Origin of the sequence: uncultured Sulfitobacter sp. (assembly GCF_947502895.1) — a bacterium.
In the GTDB taxonomy this organism is placed as follows: Bacteria; Pseudomonadota; Alphaproteobacteria; order Rhodobacterales; family Rhodobacteraceae; genus Sulfitobacter.
This window is the reverse complement of the sequence record NZ_CANNBM010000004.1, coordinates 148,529-171,083: the sequence shown is the minus strand read 5'-3', so window position 1 is coordinate 171,083 and position 22,555 is coordinate 148,529. Positions and strand designations below refer to the sequence as shown.

The window sequence follows — 22,555 nt, the reverse complement described above, 5'->3', positions numbered from 1 at the left end:
GGCTTAACCAATCCTGTAATTGGGCGACTCGCGGGTGATCTGTACATCATGCACATGGCTTTCTTTCAGGCCTGCACCTGTAATTTTCACGAACGAACAGTTCTTGCGCATTTCTTCAACAGTGGCGCAGCCCGTGTAGCCCATCGCAGCACGCAAACCACCCACCATCTGATGGACAACCGCTGCGGCACTGCCCTTATAGGCAACCTGCCCCTCGATCCCTTCTGGAACCAGTTTGTCACTGGCTGCGTCTTTCTGGAAATAACGATCAGCAGAACCGCTGGCCATCGCGCCCAGACTGCCCATCCCGCGATAGCTCTTGAAGCTGCGACCTTGGTACAAGATGACCTCGCCTGGTGACTCATCAGTACCAGCGATCATGGACCCGACCATGGCGCAGGACGCGCCCGCGGCAATCGCCTTGGCAAAATCTCCAGAAAATTTGATGCCGCCATCCGCAATCACAGGCGTTTCGCCCGCCGCTTTTGCGCAATCCATAATGGCAGTCAATTGCGGCACGCCTACGCCCGCAACCATGCGCGTAGTACAGATGGAGCCTGGCCCGATGCCAACTTTCACTGCATCAGCACCCGAACCAATCAGCGCCCGCACTGCCTCGCCCGTTGCCACGTTGCCCGCAACCACCTGAACCTCGTTGCTGAGCTTTTTGGCACGTTCAACCGCCAGTGCAACCCCTTCGGAGTGACCATGCGCCGTGTCGATAACAATCATGTCCACACCAGCGTCGACCAATGCTTGTGACCGTTCGAAACCCGCATCACCCGTGGTTGTCGCAGCAGCGACACGCAAACGGCCCAACTCGTCCTTACAGGCGGTCGGGTTCAGTACGGCCTGTTCGGTGTCCTTAAGCGTCAAAAGCCCCGTCAGAACACCCTGCCCGTCCGTGACCAACAGCTTCTCGATACGGCGCGCTTTCATCAAGCTGATGGCTTCATCACGGTCTGCCGGCTCATGGAGAATGGCCAGATTGTCCGCGCTCATCATTAAGTGGACGGGCGTATCATCATCATGGGCAAACCGCATGTCACGATTGGTCACAATCCCCACAACGCGCCCTGTCTCATCTACCACAGGAAAGCCGGTGACATTGTAGCGGGCTTGTAGTGCTTTTGCGTCTGCCAGCGTCTGGTTGGCACGCAAAGTGATCGGGTTATACACGATCCCGCTTTCAAAGCGCTTGACGCGGCGTATTTCGCGGGCTTGCTCTTCGATTGTCAGGTTGCGGTGTACCACGCCCATGCCACCAGCCTGTGCCATGGCAATCGCCATACGCCCTTCGGTCACAGTATCCATCGCCGAGCTGAGCAACGGGATGTTCAGCGCAATAGATTTTGTGACACGGGTGCGGGTATCTGCTGTGCTGGGAAGGACCGAGGATGCGGCGGGCACCAGCAACACATCATCGAACGTAAGAGCCTCACGAATCTCCATAATAACCTCCGAAGGTAATGGCATCATTTGGCGGTTTGCTATTTCACGTATATCGCAGATTGAAAAGGCCTGTTGTCCTCATCTCTTGCAATCGTCGCGTCCTTGGCCAAAGCTGCGCAAAAATCAGGAGGGTGCGATGACGCGGCATGGGTATGAGGGTGGCAGGCTGGATCTGCCATTTGTGGGGATTTCGACATTCGGCAAGCGCCCCTACGAGCCGGACTGGGCCAAACTCGACGCTGATGTCGCCATCCTTGGCGCGCCATTCGATGCAGGAACACAGTATCGCAGCGGCGCACGGTTCGGCCCGCGCGGGGTGCGAGAGGCATCTACCTTGTTCAGCTTCGGACACGCAGGGGCCTATGATCATGAGGATGATGCGACCTATTTGCCGGGGGATGTGAATATTGTTGATATGGGCGACGCCGATATCATTCACACCGATACCGAGGCCAGCCACGCAAACATCGAAGCAGGCGTGCGCGCAGCACTCGATGCAGCCGCCCTGCCCGTAGTGATCGGCGGCGATCACTCCATCAACATCCCCTGCATCCGCGCTTTCGAAGGTCAGGGAGATATCCATATCCTTCAGATCGACGCGCATCTTGATTTTGTGGACGAGCGTCATGGCGTGCGCCATGGCCACGGAAACCCCATGCGCCGCGCGGCCGAGCATGATTTTGTGACCGGTCTCACACAGGTGGGCATACGTAATGTCAGTTCAACAGCGAAAGAAGGCTATGCCGACGCACGCGCTATGGGCAGTGATATCATCAGTGTGCGCCAAGCGCGCAAAATGGGCACCAGCGGTGTATTGTCCCATATTCCCATCGATGCACGGATCTATGTCACCCTCGATATAGATGCATTTTGCCCCTCAATAGCACCGGGCACGGGCACCCCGTCCCACGGGGGATTTCTATACTACGAAGTGCTCGAATTGCTGCAAGCCGTGGCTGAGCGCCATGAGGTTGTCGGCATGGATCTGGTTGAAGTTGCCCCTGATTACGACCCGACAGGCTCCACGCAAATCCTCGCTGCGCAAATCCTTCTTAACTTTCTGGGCTTTATCTTTCATGCCCGCAGGCAGGGCTAGAACCCTATTTTTTCTGGCCATAAATCCTCCGGGGGAATTGGCGCGCAGCGCCAAGGGGGCTGGCCCCCTTATCCACGGAAATGACGCATGTGCGACGATTTTTGCCGCGCGTGGACTTCCCCTGCCCGCGCCTATGACTATGGTGCCATCAAACACTGATCGGGAACAGCTGACATGAGCGATGATCCACTTGTAATTTTTACACCATCCGGCAAACGCGGGCGTTTTCCCGTTGGCACACCGGTGCTTACCGCCGCACGCCAACTGGGTGTTGATCTCGATTCCGTTTGTGGCGGGCGCGGCATCTGTTCCAAGTGCCAGATCACCCCGGGTTACGGCGAATTCTCCAAACACGGCGTTACGGTAGAACCTGATGCCCTATCCGAGTGGAACAAAGTCGAAGCGCGCTATGACGACAAGCGCGGCCTGAAACAAGGCCGGCGGTTGGGCTGTCAGGCAACAGTGCTGAAGGACGTGGTGATCGACGTACCAGCGGAATCCCAAGTGCATAAACAGGTGGTTCGCAAACGTGCCGAGGTCCGCGACATCACGCTCAATCCCTCAACCAAGCTCTACTATGTCGAAGTGCAAGAGCCCGATATGCACGACCCGTCCGGTGATCTGGAGCGGCTACAAAAGGCCCTGCTGGAGCAATGGGAGATCGAGGATGTTACGGCCGATCTCCATATCCTGCATGTCATGCAGCCTATTTTGCGCAAGGGACAGTGGAAAGTCACTGTAGCAATTCACTTGGGCGACAATGAAAACAAGCCGCGGATCATGCACATCTGGCCCGGATTTTACGATGGCACAATCTATGGTGTCGCGGTTGATCTTGGCTCCACCACCATCGCCGCACATCTGTGCGATTTACAGACGGGTGAGGTCGTCGCCTCTTCTGGTGTGATGAATCCGCAAATTCGTTTTGGCGAAGATCTGATGAGCCGCGTAAGCTATTCCATGATGAACGCCCGTGGTGCCGAGGAAATGACGCTGGCCGTGCGCGAAGGCATGAACGCATTATTTATCCAGCTGACCTCAGAGGCGCAGATCGACAAGCAACTTATCGTGGACGCGGTATTTGTCTGTAACCCTGTCATGCACCACCTGTTGCTTGGCATTGATCCGTTCGAGTTGGGGCAAGCCCCCTTTGCGCTTGCCACGTCGAACGCGATGCGGATGCGCGGCCGCGATCTGGACCTCAACATACATGAAAGCGCGCGTGTCTATATGCTACCCTGCATCGCGGGGCACGTGGGCGCTGACGCGGCCGCAGTTGCCTTGTCCGAGCATCCCAACACGTCTGACGACCTTGTATTGATCGTCGATGTTGGCACCAATGCCGAAATCCTACTGGGCAACAAAGAAAAGGTGCTCGCATGTTCTTCGCCCACAGGGCCCGCCTTTGAAGGCGCCCAGATCAGCTCTGGTCAGCGCGCCGCCCCCGGTGCGATTGAGCGGGTCGAGATTGACCCTGTATCGAAACTGCCGCGTTTCAAAGTTATTGGCTCTGATCTGTGGTCGGACGAGGAAGGATTCGATGAAGCAATCGGCCAGACCGGTGTGACTGGCATCTGCGGCTCGGGGATTATCGAGATGGTCGCCGAGATGCGTATCCATGGCATCGTTGATGCACCGGGTTTGATCGGAACCGCGGAGCAGACAGGCTCAGCCGCCGTTTTCGCCGACGGGCGCACAAACAGCTACATGGTTTATGATGGCAGCGCCGATGGCGGACCCAAAATCACAGTAACTAACCGCGATATCCGCGAAATTCAGATGGCCAAGGCCGCGCTCTATTCAGGCGCGCGCCTGCTGATGGACAAGTTCGGTGTGGATCATGTGGACCGTGTGGTATTGGCAGGTGCTTTCGGCGCGCATATCTCGACAAAACATGCCATGGTGCTGGGGATGATCCCTGATGCACCATTGGATAAGGTCACATCGGCAGGCAACGCAGCTGGAACCGGCGCACGTATCGCCCTACTCAACCGCGAAGCGCGCAGCGAGATCGAAGAGACCGTGCGTCAAATCCACAAGATCGAGACAGCGATCGAACCACGCTTCCAAGAGCATTTCGTGAATGCTTCCGCCATTCCAAACGCGGTAGAACCTTTTCCGATCCTGAACTCCATCGTCACACTGCCCACTGCTACCTTCAACACTGGCGGCGGTGACAGCAGCGGTGGCGGGCGACGCAGACGCCGCGGATAAGGACAACAGGGCCCCAAGAAGTTCTTCGGGCCCTGTTTCGTTAGTTTCAGATGCTACCGGCGCTATCTCATCTAATATAGATCGAGGTGATCGAGCCCGAACTGGAATTGACGGTGATAGCAGTACCGTTCAGGGGGCTTTGAATGGTGGCTGTGAACCCGTTCTCGTCACTCACAATTATTCCTTCGAGAAACCCGTTCTCCAAGCCCCAACCAAACAGATCACCCAGATCACCGCTCAGAAACCCTGAGATATTGCCCCCGAGATTGCCAAGTGCATCACCGATCCCGCCAAGAATACCGCCGATTGCGTCACCCACGCCAAGACTACCATAGGCTGGGGCTCCATTTGGTAATGTGCCTGAACCCCAAGGATCATAATGCGGAGAGCTTGGATCACCCTGTGTCCAAGGATCCGGCTCAAACGGATCATTCTGAAACTGAAACTGGTCCGCGCCATATCCGCCATCATCCCAATCAAACATCGTGAACTTCCTTCTTTATCTGTTCCAATGATGGATATTCCGCGATTCCCGTTTAATAAGAAGTCCATTCCAATGGTCTGGACAGCTATTCAGCGGCGCATCACGCGCGCGCGATACTTGACCTATCCGGCTGGGTTGGTTTCAATCAATTAATGATAGAACCCAATATATTCTCACATAAATTCGCCACTGAGATCGGCCTGACCGCGCAAGACGAAGCTGAAATTGCAGAAATCTTTGAGGCCGCATCAGTACGGTGGCGCGCTCTGGGGCTGACGCATTACGTGATTTGCATCATCTACGCTGGTCAGGATGAGGATGATCTGACGCTGTGCGAATTGATGTACGTCAACGAAGAATGGTGCAAATTCTACTATGGACGCAATCTGGGAATGCTGATCCGAAACCTCGCAATGAGCACGCAGCCCTATAGCATTTCCTTCTACGCAACTCCTGCAATTTTTGTGAATTCTAAATACAAAGAGCTTATCGACATCTCGATCAAGCACGGAATGGGTTATGATTTTCTCGTACAATTTCGGGATAATCCGGTGACCGGTGGCGGCTTTTCTGCTGGTCGCCACAACGAGAAACTGGATAAACCATCTATCTATGCTTCGATCGCCATCGCAATGGAGGCCTATCACAAGATTAGCGTGATCATCGGACGTGCAGCTGAGCGCAACCTCAAAATCACCGAGACAGAGATCAAGCATCTGGAGCTTTTGTTTGGTGGCATGGATGTGGCAGAGATCGCCCAAACCACAAATGTGACCCGCAACTGGGTCGCAAAAAGCTGCATGAGCTTGCGGCGAAAGTTGAACGTACCCTCAAATACAGCGGCTGTCGCCAAGGCGCTTGGCTTACGTATTATGCGCTAGCGCACTTGTGGGGCAGCAAATCTCCTTGACGGATGTGTGGTCGCAGCTTAACCCCGTAGAAATTGGCGTGCGGGTATGGTGAAAAGGTATCACGGCAGCTTCCCAAGCTTTAGTTACGAGTTCGATTCTCGTTACCCGCTCCAACACTCATTTTGTTTATTTAGACTCGTTCTCTAAAGCTCCTTTCGCGATTTGCGCGTTTAGTATGAGGTCTTCTAAACCAAGTTGATTGAGCGCCTTCTATAGGTCTTGCAGCCCTACTACCTCCGCAATCGGGGTACATTCAGAGAGGGACTAAACCTGTGGCTTCTGGCATCGCTGATTGATTAATAGTAAGTGGGAAAAACAGCGTTCTGACACTTGGCACGGGGCAAATGATCCGGAGGGACGTGAGAATCATCGTATCTGACGTTCCCGTGTCAAAGCCGAAGCAAGGACCACTTGTCGCGCAAACGCGGATAGTTTGGCTGTAAAACCCGCATTGAGTATCAAATATTGCCACATTTCCGCTGATTTGCCACATTTCGGACCAATTCGACGAATTATCAAACCACCCCCTTTCCTTGTGTTAGCCTCTGCCATCCGCAGGTTGCTGTCTGCGGGCTGATTTGAGGACGCGCGACATGCCAGTACAACCAGATGGATCAATCACAGGGACACAGAATGCCGATTTCCTGACAGGAGATAGTGCAGGTGACACGCTGATCGGGCTTGGAGGCGACGACTCTCTTGTTGGCGAAGGCGGTGACGACTCTCTGGTAGGTGGTGCCGGCAACGACACCCTGCGCGGCGGCCATGGCAACGATACGCTGGAAGGCGGTGATGGCGACGACGAGATCGAAGGCCTCTATGGTGATGATGTCATTGATACAGGCGCGGGGAATGACCATGTTTTCGGCCGTGACGGAGACGATCTGATCTATGGGCGCGAAGGCGACGACCATCTGATCGGCAGTATCGGCACCGACACAGTTTTTGGCGGAGAAGGCAATGACACGCTTGCTGGCAGCCAAGGCAATGACGAGATACACGGCGGCGCGGGAAACGATCTCGCCTTTATTGGTGTCTACGAAGGGTCTGACAGCATCTACATGGATGCGGGCAATGATTTTGTAGACGGTGCTTCGGCGGGGTCGTCTTTCTATGCGGATGGTGGTGATGGCAACGATGTTATCAATTCGGGCGTCGGGAATGACACATTGCTGGGTGGCGCGGGGAACGATCTGCTCAAAGGTGGCGAGGGTAACGATATCATCAGTGGCGGTGGCGATGCGGATACCGTGACAGGTGGCGATGGTGACGATTTGTTCATCCTGCAAAACCTGTCGGGTAGTGTGCGCATCACTGATTTCGGTGCCAACGGTGCCGCTGACCTGATCGATTTGTCGGAAATTCCAGGGTACGAGAACGCCGCCGCTGTTTCTGACGTGATGACCATTCAAGGTGGTGTCACAACACTCGATCTGGATGTCACTGACGGCCGCCTTGTGGTGACAATCGTGTCGGATAGCCCGCTTACCGCAGCGGATCTGGGCCTGACCGGCGTTCTGGAAGGCACTGTTATCGCGGACACTGTTGATGGTGGTACAGGTGACGACACACTGGATGGCGGCACTGGTGACGACACTGGCGGCGAGACGGCCGCCAACGATCGCTATGTGCTGGACGGTCCCGATGCCGGCCATTTTGTCGTAGACCCAGACACGGGCGCAATCAGTAACATGGACTGGTTCACCCCCTCTTACACACAGGTTTGGGATGTGAACGGAGATCATGTCTACGAGGTGTCGGTAATCGAACAAGATGGTGGTGGCGCCGAAATTGGCCGCAGTGATCTGGAACTTGTCGTTACACCGACAGGCGCGCAGTGGCGGACATCTGCCGGGGACGAAACCGTCGATGGCGGCACTGGTGACGACACGCTGGACGGCGACACTGGTGACGACACGCTAGACGGCGGCAATGGTGACGACACGCTGGACGGCGACGCCGGTGACGATACGCTGGACGGCGGCACTGGTGACGATACGCTGGACGGCGGCAATGGTGACGATACGCTGGACGGCGGCAATGGTGACGATACGCTGGACGGCGGCAATGGTGACGACACGCTGGACGGCGACGCCGGTGACGACACGCTGGACGGCGGCAATGGTGACGACTCGCTGGACGGCGGCAATGGTGACGATACGCTGGACGGCGACACTGGTGACGACATAGGTGGCGATGCAGTGCAATTTACACTCGCAGGCGCAGATGCAGGGGTTTTTCAGGTTGATGCCGAAACAGGCGCAGTCAGCTACCAGCAATGGTTTACCCCTTCATACGATCAGGTCTGGGACATGGACCGCGATCACGTTTATGAAGTTTCAGTTATCGGTCAGGATGATACAGGCCAAGACGTAAGCCGCTCTGATCTCGAGCTGGTCGTGACCCAAACCGATGCCACATGGCGCGATGCGGTGCCAAATGATGACGAAGGGGACGCTGACCAAGAACCCGTAACCGAGAACAGCATCGACGGCAGCGGTGGAACCGAAGGCTTGCTCTACACTCTTGCCGGTGAGGACGCGAATATCTTTGAAGTTGAGGAAGATACGGGCGTTGTGACCTTTCAGTCATGGTTCACGCCCTCGTTTGATCAAGTATGGGATATGGATCGCGATCATATCTATGAAATAACCGTGATCGGTACCGACGATGAAGGCGCGGAAGCGATCCGAACCGATCTGGAACTTGTCGTCACGGAATCTGATGCAACATGGAACCTTCCTGCGGTAGAAGAACCGCCAGCAGAGATTTCGGGCGAAGAATTGATGGCAATGCTCTTCACGCCAATGCAGGATGAAGATGCAATTCCTGAGGACGAGACGCTTGAAGACGTAGATGATTTCATAATCTGACAAAGCACGCCATTTTAGGATGTCTGCACCAGCGATTTGCCTCACAATCGCTGGTGACTGATGCAGAAACTTCTCCAAACTCTGCGCGTGAGCCATGTGTCTGGTGGTAACGCCCGACGCGATGGGTCATGTTGGCACATAACCACGCGCAAGAGGCATCCAAGCAATGCAAAAAGCCAAATCCGGCACATCTGCCCCTCCAACCGTGATCGGTTGGCACGAAGCAATCAGCCTTCCTGATCTCAACCTGCTAGATTTCTCAATCAAGGTGGATACGGGGGCAAAGACGACCGCATTACATGCAGAAGATATCGAAGTATTCTGGCGTGACGGGGAGAAATGGGTGCGCTTTGCTACCCAAGCCACGGCACAAAACCCCATCCAGATATGCGAGCAACCCGTACTTACCAAACGCGACATCACCAACACCGGTGGCACGCCTGAACGCCGCATCGTCATTCGCACCCCTATGGTGCTGGGGGGGCGGCGCTGGCGCATTGATGTCTCGCTTACCGATCGCGCAAACATGCGCTTTCCGTTGATACTGGGGCGGCGCGCGCTGCGGGGCCGCAACATCGTTGTCCACCCCGCAAAGTCATATCTGGTCAGTGAAAAACCAATTTTGGAAAGGAGACCATGATGAAAATCGCCATGCTCGCCCGCAATGCTAACCTTTATTCACACAAACGCCTTAAAGAGGCCGCCGAGACGCGGGGCCACACGCTCGACATCATCAACACCTTGCGGTGCTACATGAACATCGCGTCGCGCCGTCCCGAAGTCTATTACAACGGTGAAAAACTGGAGGGCTATGACGCCGTTATTCCGCGCATCGGTGCCTCCATCACCTTTTATGGCACGGCGGTGCTGCGACAGTTTGAAATGCAGGGCGTCTATCCGCTCAATGAGAGTGTCGGTATCGGCCGTTCGCGCGACAAGTTGCGCTCGATGCAACTTTTGGCGCGCGATGGGATCGGGCTGCCAGTCACCACTTTTGCCCACGATCCCAAGCAAACCGACGAAGTGCTGGAGCTTGCTGGCGGCGCGCCTGTGGTGATCAAACTGCTGGAAGGTACGCAGGGCATTGGTGTGGTTTTGGCCGATACCAACCGATCCGCCAAATCTGTGGTCGAGGCATTTCGCGGTGCCGGTGTGAACATTTTGCTGCAAGAATTTATCAAGGAATCCGCTGGTACGGACATCCGCGCGATTGTGGTTGGTGGTAAAGTCGTAGCAGCCATGAAACGCTCGGGCGCGGAGGGTGATTTCCGCTCAAACCTGCACCGTGGTGGCAGTGCCCAAGTGATCAAACTATCGCCCGAAGAACGCTCTACGGCGATCCGTTCAGCCAAGGCGATGGGCCTGAATGTCTGCGGTGTGGACATGCTGCGCTCCAACCACGGACCTGTTGTGATGGAGGTCAACTCCTCACCTGGTTTGGAAGGGGTTGAAAAAGCGACCGGCCTCGATATTGCGGGCAAGATCATCGAATACATCGAGAAAAACGCAAAACCCAACGCGACCAAGACCAAGGGAAAAGGATGAGCAAACGCAGCGCATTCGAGATCGCGGGTACAACCGTACCCGCGGGCAGCCGCAAAACGGTTGAAATACCCGTGAGCAAGCTGTCGGATCACACACCTGTGACCCTTTCGGCCCATGTTATCCACGGCAAGACAGACGGACCGTGCGTATTTGTAAGCGCAGGCATTCACGGTGACGAAGTCATCGGGGTAGAGATTGTGCGCCGCCTATTGCGGTCCAAAAACCTCAAATCGCTGCGTGGTACGCTGATCGTTGTGCCTATTGTGAATACGTTCGGTTTTCTGAACCATTCGCGCTATTTGCCTGACCGTCGCGATCTGAACCGTTGTTTTCCCGGCTCTCCCAATGGCTCGCTCGGCTCACGGCTGGCGCATATTTTCCTGACCGAGATAGTGGCGCGGTGCAGTATTGGAATTGATCTGCATTCAGCAGCGATCAACAGGATCAACCTGCCTCAAGTGCGGGTTTCGGCCAATAACCGTGCAACACTAGGGCTCGCGAAGGTCTTTGGCGCGCCTGTTATTCTTACCTCCGCATTGCGTGACGGCAGCCTGCGTCAGGCCTCCAAGGAAATCGGCGTTGACGTCCTGCTGTATGAAGCCGGCGAAGGGATGCGGTTTGACGAGATGTCGGTGCGTGCGGGGGTTGCTGGCATTTTGCGGGTTCTCAAGAAAATCGAAATGCTGCCCAAAGCCGGCATTGCCGAAGCCAAGGTCGCCCCCCTGCTGTGTGCCGACAGCCATTGGGTGCGCGCACCATCGGGCGGCTTGTTGCGGATCTACAAGGCCGAGGGCGATGTCGTCGGCGAAGGCGATATCGTTGCCGCAATATCCGACCCGTTTGGAGAAGAAGAGATAGAAGTAACCACGCGGTACGCTGGAATTATCGTAGGCCGTGCGGTTATGCCGATTGTGCATGAGGGCGATGCCCTTTTTCACGTTGCGGACGTCAAGTCAGGCGATCTGGCAGAGGCTGCGGTAGACGGTCTGGCGACACAGCTGGAAGAGGCTGCGCTATTTGACGAAGACGAGATTATATAATGAAAATACCTGGTGTTAGTTCCGAACCGAATAGGCAGTGCGGATGACCCTGCCCTATCACGTACCACTATCCTCGGATCAACAGCGCGCATTTGGCATCCCGCAGCCACAGCCGCTGGCCATTGCCGATCGCGTGCGGTTCTCAGAACTCGATGTTCTTAATCACGTCAACAACGTGGCCTATCTGGAGTGGTTCGAGCGGTTGCGCATTCGCTATTCGCAGGAATGGGGCATATCGCGCTATGACGGCGATGCAGATGCGCCGCGCATTGTGATCCGCTCGGGCGAGATCAGGTATCACGCCGAAGTCCGTATGGACGAGGACTATGTGGCGACGTGCGGATGTACCGCCTTTCGCAACACTTCGTATACCTTGCAACAACAGATCTGGGCGGGCGGCACACTGCGCGCCACCTTTGATTGCATTCTTGTCACGCTGGAACGTGATGGCACCACACGGCGCCGCCTGCCCGACTGGCTGCGCACGCGGTTCACACAGATTGATGGTGCATCAGGTTAGCCCAGCCGTTGCGCCCCAGCCGCTGACGTGACACGACAGAGGCAGGCCAGTCCGGAGCGCACCATATGAATTTTCTACAAATCACCTCCCTCTTGATCGTACTTGCGGGTGGCTTTGGCGCGATCAATCATCTGTTTTTGCGTCTCCCTTCCGCCATCGGTATCCTCGTGGTGTCGCTGCTGGCGTCTTTTGTCTTGCTGGGCCTTGATCTGGTGCTGCCGACCCTCGGCATTGCAGACACAGTTCGCGGCATCGTCACTGGCATCGACTTTTCCGAGGCGTTGCTGGAAGGGATGCTGGGCCTGCTGCTTTTTGCAGGGGCGTTGCACGTCAAGCTGGGCGATCTGCGCGCGCAGTGGCGCGTTGTCTTTCTGATGGCCACGCTGGGCATTGCCCTGTCGACGCTGATCGTGGGGATCGGCTTCTCTTGGTTGACGGGGATGCCTCTGCTGATTGCGCTGGTGTTCGGTGCGCTGATTTCACCAACTGATCCGGTTGCCGTGCTGGGTGTCTTGCGCGAGGCTGATCTGCCAAAGGCGCTTGAAACAAAGATTGCAGGGGAAAGCCTGTTTAACGATGGCGTGGGGTACGTGGTGTTTCTTGTGTTGGTCGGCCTCGCCTTCCCCCATGGCGATGCCCACGGGCCAGCGGGCGATCCGCTCACAGGTGCTGCGATCTTGTTTTTTCAGGAGGCCGTGGGCGGTGCGGTGTTGGGACTTGTGCTTGGCTGGCTCACCTTTCGGGTGATGCGGCGGATTGATGACTATCCGCTCGAAGTCTTGCTTACCCTTGGCCTTGCATTTGGCGGCTATGAATTGGCGGTCTGGCTGCATGTGTCAGCCCCGATTATGGCTGTATGCGCGGGCTTGCTGATCGGAGACGTGGGAACGTCGGAAGGCATGTCCGCCCAGACCCGCACTTATGTCGCCGGATTTTGGGAGCTGATTGACGAAATCCTGAATGCAGTGCTGTTTCTGCTGATCGGGTTTGAGGTCTTTGCTATCGCGTTTGAGGGCAACATGCTGCTGACAGCTGTTGCTGCGATCGGCCTTGCGCTGGTGGCCCGACTGGTCGCTGTTGCTGTTCCCATCGCGATGCTGCGCCCCTTTCGCAGCTTTAACGCAGGGGTCGTACCCATAATGACATGGGGCGGACTAAAAGGAGGTATCTCCGTTGCGCTGGCACTGTCCTTGCCAGAAGGCGAATGGAAACCGTTGATCCTGACCTGCACCTACGTTGTTGTGATCTTTTCGATCATCGTTCAAGGACTGACAGTCGCGCGACTTGCCAATCGCTTGGGCCGTGCGCCAGATATGATGTAGCGCAGGCCAGTCGCTTGCAGCTCAGTCGCGATGGCGATGTATGAAGTCAACCAGCTGGGCAGTAGAGGCATCCTGCTGGGACGTGTCCTCGCGGCCTTCGACAACGGGTTGCAAGGAGGTGGCAAGCTCTTTGCCCAGTTCAACGCCCCATTGATCAAACGATACAATGTCCAGAATAATCCCCTCAACAAACACACGATGCTCATAGAGCGCAATAATCTGGCCCAGTGTGAACGGATCCAACAGCGGATACAGCAGCGTTGTTGAAGGGCGGTTTCCCTTGAATACGCGGTGGCGTGCCTGCCGCTCCAACGCGTCTCCCAAAAAGCCTTTGGCAGCGGCAATTTCGCGTGCCTCATCCAGCGAACGGCCCTGCATCAACGCTTGTGATTGCGCCAGACAGTTGGCCACCAGCAATTGATGGTGGTGGGCCAGCTCGTCCTCGTGACCCTGCGCGGCGAGCAGAAATTCACATGGAATTACACGCGTCCCTTGGTGGATTAACTGATAAAATGCATGCTGGCCATTGGTCCCCGCAGCCCCCCAGACCACGGGCCCTGTGTGCCGTGGGCTATCGCTGCCGTCGCGCTGCACGCCTTTGCCGTTCGATTCCATCTCAAGCTGCTGCAAATAGCTGGGCAGCATCCCCAAACGCTCATCATAGGGTAGTACCGCACGGGTAGAATGGCCGCAAATCTGGTTGTGCCAAATGCCGACCAGCGCCAGCAGGACCGGCATGTTCTCGTGCAGGTCAGCCGCGCGGAAATGTGTGTCCATAGCCTGTCCGCCGCGCAGAAACGCATCAAACGCTTTTGGCCCGATTGCGATCATCAGGGACAGGCCGATCGGCCCCCAAACCGAATAGCGCCCACCAACCCAGTCGGCAAAACCGAATACATGATCAGGATCAATCCCGAACTCTGCCGTTTTCTCGGCCGATGTACTCAGGGCTGCAAATTGCACAACAGGATCGCCGCCATGATCCTTCATCCACGCCCGCGCTGTACGGGCATTAGTCATGGTCTCAATGGTGGTAAAGGTCTTGGAGGCGACGATAACCAGTGTCGTTTTGGCATCCAGCCCACGCAGCGTATCACCAATATCCGCCCCGTCTACGTTCGAGACGAAATGACAGCGTGGCCCATCGTGATAGGGTGCCAGCGCACGAACGGCCATGGCCGGCCCGAGGTCAGATCCGCCGATGCCAATGTTGATCACATCCGTGTATCCGCCACTTCGGATTTTCTGTGCGTAGGTGCGCATCGCCGCCAAAGTACCAAGAACTTCGGGCATGACATCCTCGCCATCCACTTCAACTGGCCCGCCGTCCAGATTGCGTAGGGCGGTATGTAAAACAGCGCGGTTTTCGGTGCTGTTTATCGGCGCCCCAGTGAACATGGCCTCTCGCATGCCCTCGACACCCGCATCGCGGGCCAATGCAAGCAGCGCGTCACGCGTGGCATCATCTATATTGGTTTTGGAATAGTCAAAAAACATATCCCCAACCTGCACAGCAAAATCACTGGCGCGATTGGAGGTTTGGAACAATGCGCCAATGGGGCGATCAGCCGTTTGCTGGTACTGGTCGGCAAGCGTTTTCCAATGAGTCATTGTGCACTCCAATGTATTGTAGCGACGGAAAGGACGGTTTGCACCGGTGCTTGCGCTGCGGGTAAATCCTGCGCGGCGACAAGTGCATCACGCTTGTCTTGCCCAGTGATAAGCAGATGTGTTGACAGCGCCGCGCGCAACACGGGCGCGGTCAGCGTTATCCGCGCCACGCTTTGCCCCGCAATCCGCATCGGTAACAGCATTGGTGCAGTTTCTGCCAAGGCCTCTGACAGGCCATCACCATCGGGGAATAGCGATGCTGTGTGCATATCGGCACCCATACCGAGCAATAGAACGTCGATCGGCAACATGTCAGCCAACGCCACGGACAAATCCTGCGCAGCGTCATCAATGCCAATACCGTCGGTGTAATACGGGGTAAATCTCGCAACAGATGCAGCACCTGTGATCAGCCGTTCACGGATGAGCGCCGCGTTCGACTGAGCATCACTTTCAGGGACCCACCGCTCGTCACTCAACAACACTCGAACGCGGGACCAGTCCAGATCGGTGGCTGCAAGCGCATCAAATACGGGCCCTGGCGTCGTGCCCCCCGGTACAGCCAGCGTCACCACGCCCTTTTGCGCAAGGGCTGTTCGCAGATCTTCGGCCAATGCCGCCGCGACGGACTTCATCTGTATGTCACGGCTTTGATATTCAACGATATTCATTCTGTCACCTTGCGCCATTCGCGCCCTTCACGGCGCAGCATTTCAACCGCGTCAGTCGGGCCAGTGCTTCCGTGGTCATAGGGTTTTGGTACATCATTTCGCGCCTCCCAACCGGCAATAATTGGGTCGGTCCATGCCCACGCAGCCTCCACTTCGTCTCCGCGCATGAACAGGGTTTGATTGCCCCGAATGACATCCATGATCAGCCGCTCGTAGGCGTCCACTTGATCAACATCGTCTTCCTTCAGTGCTTCGGCAAACGACATATCAAGCGGCACATCAATGAGCCTCATACCGCCCGGCCCCGGTTCTTTGATGGTCACGCCCAGTGTGATACCTTCGTTGGGCTGTAGCCGGATGGACAGAACATTGCGGTGGCGGCCTGCATCTTCACCAAAAATGCTGTGTGGTGTATCTTTGAACACCACCGTTATTTCAGAAGACCGCGCCGCCATACGTTTGCCTGTGCGCAAATAGAAGGGTGTCCCAGCCCACCGCCAATTACTGATCTGGGTACGCAGTGCGATAAAGCTCTCCGTGCGCGAACGGGGATTGCCAACTGCGGTGCGGTATCCCGGATTTTCGGCCTCGTTACACGGCTCCGCCTGATACTGGCCCCGCACAATCTGATAGGATGGTACAGGATCAAGCGCACGGATCACCTTGAGCTTTTCATCCCGCACAGCGTCAGGCGAAAACTGGGCAGGCGGTTCCATCGCGATGAGGCACAATAGCTGCATCAGGTGGTTCTGCACCATATCGCGCATCGCACCCGATTTGTCATAATATTCGCCACGACCACCCACACCGACGGTTTCCGCAACGGTGATCTGGATATGATCGACATATTGGCTGTTCCACAAAGGCTCAAACAGCATGTTGCCAAAGCGGACAGCCATCAGGTTCTGCACAGTTTCTTTGCCGAGATAATGATCAATCCGGTAGATCTGGTCTTCGTTAAAATAGGTGGCCAGCGTTGCATTCAGCCTGCGTGCGGTGTCCAGATCACGGCCAAACGGCTTTTCCACAACAATACGCGCGCGCGCATCAGCCATGCCCCATTTCTGCAACCGTTCGGCAATATCACCGAACAAGGCGGGTGCCACAGAGAAATAATAGGCCTCGATCCGCTCGGTACCTGCCATGATGGTTTGAAGTTCTTTCCACCCCTGTTCGCCGCGCGCGTCAATCGTCACATATTCAAGCTGGTTCAGGAATGCTTCCAGATGGGTGTCGTCACAGGCTTGCTCGCCTCCGAACTCGCCAATCGCTTCACGCACCAAGGCACGGTACCCTGCGCGGTCCAATTCACTGCGCGCGGCGCCAATAATCCGCGCCTCTGGCGGCATCTGCCCCGCACAAAACCGGCGAAACAAGCCTGGCAGGATTTTACGCCGCGCCAGATCACCTGTGCCGCCGAATATCACCAGATCAAACAGATCAACGGGGATGACGCGTGAAACCATTGTTTTGCCTTTCAAATTGCCCGCAGACCCCTGCCCGCGCATGTTTGTGCCGCCACTGTGCTGCAGGATGTTTAACAGCAAATGCAGGTCTTCCACATGCAGCACGCAGTACATGTTAGCGCAAACATACAAATATATTCGATCTTCACAAGAGCGTGCATCACAAGACATGGTCTTTTCTTGCCTTTGTGGATCGCCTACCCCATCTAGTGAATGAAAGAGTATGAGCAGGAGGCCGCAGTCGTGAAAGATATCGCACTGGCCAATCAAGGAAAATTCGTGGACCCCGCGCGCACCGCCAAAGGTGAGCCGCGCGCAACAGTACCCCTGAGCGATCCGCAGACGCTTTGGTTTAATACGGGGACCCTGTGCAATATCGAATGTGCGAACTGCTATATTCTCTCAAGTCCTACCAATGATGCGCTGGTGTATATTACGACGGCCGAGGTATCCGACTACCTCGATCAGCTTGAGACCCGCGATTGGGGGGTACGCGAAATCGCCTTCACAGGGGGCGAGCCATTTATGAACCCCCAGATGATCGATATCACCGAGGCTTCGCTTGCCCGTGGGTATGACGTTTTGATCCTGACAAACGCAATGTTGCCGATGATGCGCAAAAAGATGCGCGAAGGGTTATTGCGGCTGAACAAGGCCTATCCGGGCAAGCTAACAATGCGAATTTCGGTGGATCACTACAATCCGGATCTGCATGATGCAGAACGGGGCGCAGGTGCGTTTGAAAAGACAGTCACTGGAATGAAGTGGTTGTCCGAAAACGGGTTCACGATGGCCGTTGCCGGACGTTCCGTATTCGGCGACAGCGATTCAGACAGCCGTGCGGGATATGCAGCATTCTATGCACAGAACGGCTTTAACATCGACGCACAAAACCCTGCAATGACAGTGTTATTCCCTGAAATGGACGAGAGCGTGGAGGTGCCCGAGATCACCACAGCCTGCTGGGATATTCTGGACAAATCCCCTGAAGCAGTCATGTGCGCATCTTCGCGGATGGTGGTAAAACGGCGCGGTGCCGACCGCCCTGCTGTACTTGCCTGCACGCTCTTGCCCTATGCCCCCGAGTTTGAGTTGGGCGAGACACTGGAGGAGGCAGAGCGCGATGTCGCGCTCAACCACCCTCACTGCGCTAAATTCTGTGTGCTGGGCGGGGCAAGTTGCTCTGCCTAGGCGCGCTGCCTACACTTTAATGACGTGGCCCTCACGCGGGTTGGCCGTACCATTGGCAAGGGCGGCATACACCTCTTCGGCCTGACTTATTCCGTCGTGCAGCTTTACGTCCAGCCAGCTCCCGGCATCTGCTGCTAGGCGCTTCCACGCTTGGGTGATCTGCTTTTCCATCACACCGGGCCCCCACTCCTCGCGCCGCTTGGCGATCTGGGCGGGTGCGAAAAAGAACTGCGGCTTCACCCCTTCAACCTGCGTCTGCGGGTTGAACTGGTCCCAGTGGCTGATCCCAACCGCCGATGAATGTTTGAGGTCTGCACCCAGTGTCGCATGCACTTGCGCTTTGACCTGTGCGTTTCCCGACATATCCACATAAACCGATGGCGCGGCGGGCAATTGCGCAATCTCGTCATAGCTCAGGACCGTGTCACAGGCCCCCAAACCTTCGACAAAGGCGCGGTTTCGCTCAGATGTCAGACCGATAATTTTATAGGTACGGTCCTTTTGCTCGGCCAGATATTTACACAGTCCCAGACCCGTCTTGGACGAAGCACTGCCAATGATAATCTGGCTTGCACCAAAGCAATCATTGTCCATCAGCCAATCAAAGAGCAGATATGACGTGGCGAGCAGAGGCTGCAAAAGAGCGCGCATATGATCTTCGTTCTCGTCATGGCTGCGCAGCGGTGTGTAACGGTTGTAAACCGCTGGCAGGTCAGCACGGTGCGCGGCTGCATCCACGATCCCCCCATGCCCGTCCGTTTGGGGTGTGATCACCACCTGTTCGGCCAACGGATAAAAACCATAGAGCCGTGTTCCAACGGCAAGCGTATCGCTGCTGCTCTCGCTCACGCGCGCAGTGCCCCACACAGGCACCAGCCCCTGCCCCTTAACCCCTGTAGGAAAGAACTGCCAATACCCGATGGCAAATCCCGAGGCGGCATAGGTTACATTATTCGCGGTGAGCGCAAAACTCTCCATTACAAGGCGCGCTTGCCCCGCTGCCAGTGGGGCTGCCGGAATGTCCTCCAGCCGTGTTTCGGTAATGGTCTTCTGATCTATCAATAGGCGTTGCATCGATGTTCCCTCCCAAGTTCACCGTGATCTTATCCACGCAATGGCACTAGGGCAGTATAACGTGGCGTCAGTCGTCATAGCGCCGCCCAACTTGCGCTTTTTCGGCATGATGGGGCAGCCGATGTCTGCATTGGGATTGCACCTTATATGGGCTTCGCGCTATACATAGACGCAAGATATAGAAGACATCAGCAAAGCTGGGACAGACATTGAGCGACACGCCAGAAACACCTGAAAACGAAGACGAAAACCGCCCAGAGCGGCCTGTATACGATGGGCCTTCTGTCACGATCGAGCACGAGATGCGCACAAGCTATCTCGACTATGCCATGTCGGTCATCGTCAGCCGTGCTATTCCCGATCTGCGTGACGGCCTGAAACCGGTGCACCGTCGCATTCTTTATGCTATGCACGAGGCTGGAAACAGCCACGACAAACCCTACCGCAAATCCGCCCGTGCTGTCGGCGATGTAATGGGTAAATACCACCCGCACGGCGACAGCGCGATCTATGATGCACTGGTGCGGATGGCACAGGATTTCTCGATGTCGTTGCCGCTGTTGGACGGTCAGGGTAATTTTGGCTCTATGGACGGCGATAACGCCGCGGCCATGCGCTATACCGAAGTCCGGATGGACAAGCCTGCAGCCTATCTGCTCACCGACATCGACAAAGAAACCGTTGATTTCCAAGACAACTATGACGGCAAGGACCGAGAGCCGACAGTCCTGCCCGCCCGCTTTCCGAACATGCTGGTGAATGGTGCTGGTGGCATCGCGGTGGGTATGGCCACCAACATTCCCCCCCACAACCTTGGTGAAGTTATCGATGCATGTCTCGCGCTTATCGAGAACGCCGATCTGACCTCCGAAGAGCTGATCGAGTACGTACCCGGTCCTGACTTCCCCACGGGTGGCATCATGCTGGGCCGCTCTGGCGCGCGCAAAGCCTATCTTGAGGGGCGCGGGTCGGTGATTGTCCGCTCGAAAACCCGCATCGAGGAAATCCGCAAGGACCGCTGGGCCATCGTCATTGATGAAATCCCCTATCAGGTGAACAAAGCCACTATGATCGAGCGGATCGCCGAGGCTGCGCGGGACAAAAAGATCGAAGGCATCGCCCACGTACAAGACGAATCTGATCGCAACGGCGTACGGGTTGTGGTTGAACTGAAGCGCGATGCGACGGCAGAGGTGGTGCTGAACCAGCTCTTCCGCTTTACGCCCATGCAGACCTATTTCGGCTGCAACATGCTGGCGCTGAATGGTGGTCGTCCCGAGACGCTTACCCTGCGCCGCTTTCTCACCTGCTTTATCGACTTCCGCGAGGAAGTTGTCGCGCGCCGCACAGCCCATTTGCTGCGCAAGGCCCGTGAGCGGAGCCATATCCTGTGTGGTCTGGCCGTCGCGGTAACCAACATCGACGAAATCGTCGCCACCATCCGATCCTCTGCTGATGCGGCCGAGGCGCGTACAAAGCTGATGACGCGGCGCTGGCCCGCAGAAGATATTCTTCCATATATCGCTTTGATCGATGATCCGACCCATACGGCAAATGACGATGGCACTTACAACCTGTCAGAAACGCAGGCCCGCGCCATTCTGGAACTGCGCTTGCAACGCCTGACCCAGATCGGTGTGAAAGAGGTCACCGACGAGCTGGAAGAGCTTGCAGGCAAGATCAAGGAATACCTCGAAATCCTCGGCTCGCGTGATCGGATCATGGCGATTATTCACGATGAATTGGCCGAGACCCGCGATCTGTTCGCCGTGCCACGCCGCACCGAGATTGTCGATTGGTCAGGTGATATGGACGACGAGGACCTGATCGAGCGTGAGGACATGGTCGTAACGGTCACGTCGGGCGGCTATATCAAACGCACACCGCTTGCCGATTTCCGCAGCCAGCGGCGCGGCGGTAAGGGTGTATCGGGCATGGCGACCAAAGAAGAAGATGTCGTCACGACTCTCTTTGTGGCCAATACCCATACGCAGCTGTTGTTCTTTACGACCGATGGTATGGTCTACAAGCTCAAAACATGGCGCCTGCCGCAAGGGGGGCGTACATCCAAGGGCAAGGCGATTGTCAACATTCTGCCGATCCCGCCCGGTGTTTCCATCGCCGCAATCATGCCCGTGGATCGCGACGAGAAGGAATGGGACGACTTGCAAGTGGTCTTTGCCACATCTGCAGGAACAGTGCGCCGCAACAAGCTGTCGGATTTCACCAATGTCATGCGCAATGGCAAGATCGCGATGAAATTCGAGGACGAGCACGCGCAGACAACCCTGATCAACGCACGCATCGCCAGCAATGATGATGACGTGATGCTGGTCACCAACTCGGGCCGTGCGATCCGTTTCCGTGCCACGGACGTGCGGGTGTTCAACAGCCGCAATTCGGTCGGCGTGCGCGGGATCAAGCTGGGCAATGATGACACGGTTGTGTCCATGTCCATCATCCGCCACTTTGATGCGGGCAGCGATGAACGCGCAGCCTACCTCAAAATGCGCCGCGCAATGGCGGGTCTTGCCGACGACGCCGAAGGGCTGGACGAGGAAGAAGGCAACGCCGATATGCCACTGGCACAAGAGCGTTACGCCGAGATGTCGGCCGCAGAAAACCTCATTCTGACCATCACCGAAAACGGTGCAGGCAAGCTGAGCAGCAGCCACGACTACCCGCTGCGCGGACGCGGCGGCATGGGGGTCACAGCGATGGACAAAGCCATGCGCGGCGGCCAGATCGTGGCCAGCTTCCCTGTCGAGATGGACGACCAGATCATGCTTGCCACGTCCAAGGGCCAGTCGATCCGCGTGCCAGTCGAGGGGATATCCTTCCGCTCGCGCAGCGCAGGTGGTGTGAAAGTGTTTGATACGGGCAAGAACGAAGTCGTTGTCTCTGTCGCATGGATCGCCGATCAAGGTGATGAGGATGAGGGTGAGGCTCCGCCCGAAGCCGAATAAGCTTTAGTCAAGAAATAGAATGAGCCGCTCATCAATGAAGCGGCTCATTTTCCTTTGCGGGCACTTAGAGAAACGGCTTGCGGTCGTCAGGTTTGGTAGCCGTTTCACGAAGCTAAGGA

The 22,555-nt window shown here is 56.3% G+C and carries 17 protein-coding genes and 1 tRNA gene; 12 read left to right on the top strand and 6 right to left on the bottom strand.

Features of this window, described 5'->3' with window-relative positions; genetic code table 11:
- Positions 1–3 precede the first annotated feature (3 nt).
- Positions 4–1,452 carry an IMP dehydrogenase gene (guaB, locus tag Q0903_RS15900; RefSeq protein WP_299416994.1) on the bottom strand — a complete coding sequence of 483 codons (1,449 nt, stop codon included), beginning with the start codon at positions 1,450–1,452 and terminating at the stop codon, positions 4–6.
- Between the two features lie 136 nt (positions 1,453–1,588).
- On the opposite strand from guaB, the gene speB reads away from it, so the two are divergent.
- Complete coding sequence (gene speB, locus Q0903_RS15895; protein ID WP_299030300.1) at positions 1,589–2,548, top strand: agmatinase; 960 nt, start codon at positions 1,589–1,591, stop codon at positions 2,546–2,548.
- A gap of 174 nt (positions 2,549–2,722) precedes the next feature.
- The gene (locus tag Q0903_RS15890; protein ID WP_299030297.1) at positions 2,723–4,762 is read left to right on the top strand and encodes an ASKHA domain-containing protein; all 2,040 of its coding nucleotides are present in this window, start codon (positions 2,723–2,725) and stop codon (positions 4,760–4,762) included.
- A gap of 67 nt (positions 4,763–4,829) precedes the next feature.
- On the opposite strand, the gene Q0903_RS15885 is transcribed toward Q0903_RS15890, so the two are convergent.
- A complete protein-coding gene (locus tag Q0903_RS15885; protein WP_299030293.1) occupies positions 4,830–5,246 on the bottom strand; it encodes a hypothetical protein in 417 nt (138 codons plus the stop codon).
- 152 nt (positions 5,247–5,398) lie between these two features.
- Between Q0903_RS15885 and Q0903_RS15880 the strand changes: the two genes are divergently transcribed.
- The 8 genes from Q0903_RS15880 to Q0903_RS15845 all read left to right on the top strand — a co-directional run bounded on the left by Q0903_RS15880 (position 5,399) and on the right by Q0903_RS15845 (position 13,457).
- Positions 5,399–6,127, top strand: coding sequence for a hypothetical protein (locus Q0903_RS15880; protein WP_299030290.1), 729 nt, complete (start codon positions 5,399–5,401; stop codon positions 6,125–6,127).
- 69 nt (positions 6,128–6,196) lie between these two features.
- Positions 6,197–6,270 (top strand) — tRNA-Gly (locus Q0903_RS15875).
- A gap of 480 nt (positions 6,271–6,750) precedes the next feature.
- Positions 6,751–9,030, top strand: coding sequence for a calcium-binding protein (locus tag Q0903_RS15870; RefSeq protein ID WP_299416991.1), 2,280 nt, complete (start codon positions 6,751–6,753; stop codon positions 9,028–9,030).
- Between the two features lie 166 nt (positions 9,031–9,196).
- The gene (locus Q0903_RS15865; RefSeq protein WP_299416989.1) at positions 9,197–9,670 is read left to right on the top strand and encodes a RimK/LysX family protein; all 474 of its coding nucleotides are present in this window, start codon (positions 9,197–9,199) and stop codon (positions 9,668–9,670) included.
- On the top strand, positions 9,670–10,575 hold the full coding sequence (gene rimK, locus Q0903_RS15860) for a 30S ribosomal protein S6--L-glutamate ligase (RefSeq protein ID WP_299030281.1): 906 nt from the start codon (positions 9,670–9,672) through the stop codon (positions 10,573–10,575). The genes Q0903_RS15865 and rimK overlap by 1 nt, the downstream gene beginning before the upstream one ends.
- Entirely contained in the window at positions 10,572–11,615 is a 1,044-nt protein-coding gene (locus Q0903_RS15855) for a succinylglutamate desuccinylase/aspartoacylase family protein (protein WP_299030279.1), read from the top strand. The genes rimK and Q0903_RS15855 overlap by 4 nt, the downstream gene beginning before the upstream one ends.
- Before the next feature lie 43 nt (positions 11,616–11,658).
- A complete protein-coding gene (locus Q0903_RS15850; RefSeq protein WP_299416986.1) occupies positions 11,659–12,135 on the top strand; it encodes a thioesterase family protein in 477 nt (158 codons plus the stop codon).
- A gap of 65 nt (positions 12,136–12,200) precedes the next feature.
- On the top strand, positions 12,201–13,457 hold the full coding sequence (locus Q0903_RS15845) for a sodium:proton antiporter (protein ID WP_299416984.1): 1,257 nt from the start codon (positions 12,201–12,203) through the stop codon (positions 13,455–13,457).
- Positions 13,458–13,478: 21 nt separating this feature from the next.
- Here the strand turns inward: Q0903_RS15845 and pgi are convergent, their stop codons facing one another.
- The 3 genes from pgi to zwf are packed head-to-tail and all read right to left on the bottom strand — an operon-like array spanning position 13,479 to position 17,205.
- A complete protein-coding gene (pgi, locus tag Q0903_RS15840; protein WP_299416982.1) occupies positions 13,479–15,068 on the bottom strand; it encodes a glucose-6-phosphate isomerase in 1,590 nt (529 codons plus the stop codon).
- The gene (gene pgl, locus Q0903_RS15835) at positions 15,065–15,739 is read right to left on the bottom strand and encodes a 6-phosphogluconolactonase (protein ID WP_299416980.1); all 675 of its coding nucleotides are present in this window, start codon (positions 15,737–15,739) and stop codon (positions 15,065–15,067) included. The genes pgi and pgl overlap by 4 nt, the downstream gene beginning before the upstream one ends.
- Positions 15,736–17,205: a glucose-6-phosphate dehydrogenase gene (zwf, locus tag Q0903_RS15830; RefSeq protein WP_299030649.1), complete on the bottom strand. Its 1,470-nt coding sequence runs from the start codon at positions 17,203–17,205 to the stop codon at positions 15,736–15,738. Before zwf ends, pgl begins: the two co-directional genes overlap by 4 nt.
- Positions 17,206–17,448: 243 nt before the next feature.
- On the opposite strand from zwf, the gene Q0903_RS15825 reads away from it, so the two are divergent.
- Positions 17,449–18,396, top strand: a complete 948-nt coding sequence (locus tag Q0903_RS15825) for a radical SAM protein (RefSeq protein WP_299416978.1) — start codon at positions 17,449–17,451, stop codon at positions 18,394–18,396.
- Positions 18,397–18,405: 9 nt separating this feature from the next.
- On the opposite strand, the gene Q0903_RS15820 is transcribed toward Q0903_RS15825, so the two are convergent.
- The gene (locus Q0903_RS15820) at positions 18,406–19,470 is read right to left on the bottom strand and encodes a DUF2855 family protein (protein WP_299416977.1); all 1,065 of its coding nucleotides are present in this window, start codon (positions 19,468–19,470) and stop codon (positions 18,406–18,408) included.
- Positions 19,471–19,679: 209 nt separating this feature from the next.
- Between Q0903_RS15820 and gyrA the strand changes: the two genes are divergently transcribed.
- A complete protein-coding gene (gene gyrA, locus Q0903_RS15815; RefSeq protein ID WP_299416975.1) occupies positions 19,680–22,436 on the top strand; it encodes a DNA gyrase subunit A in 2,757 nt (918 codons plus the stop codon).
- Positions 22,437–22,555 lie beyond the last annotated feature (119 nt).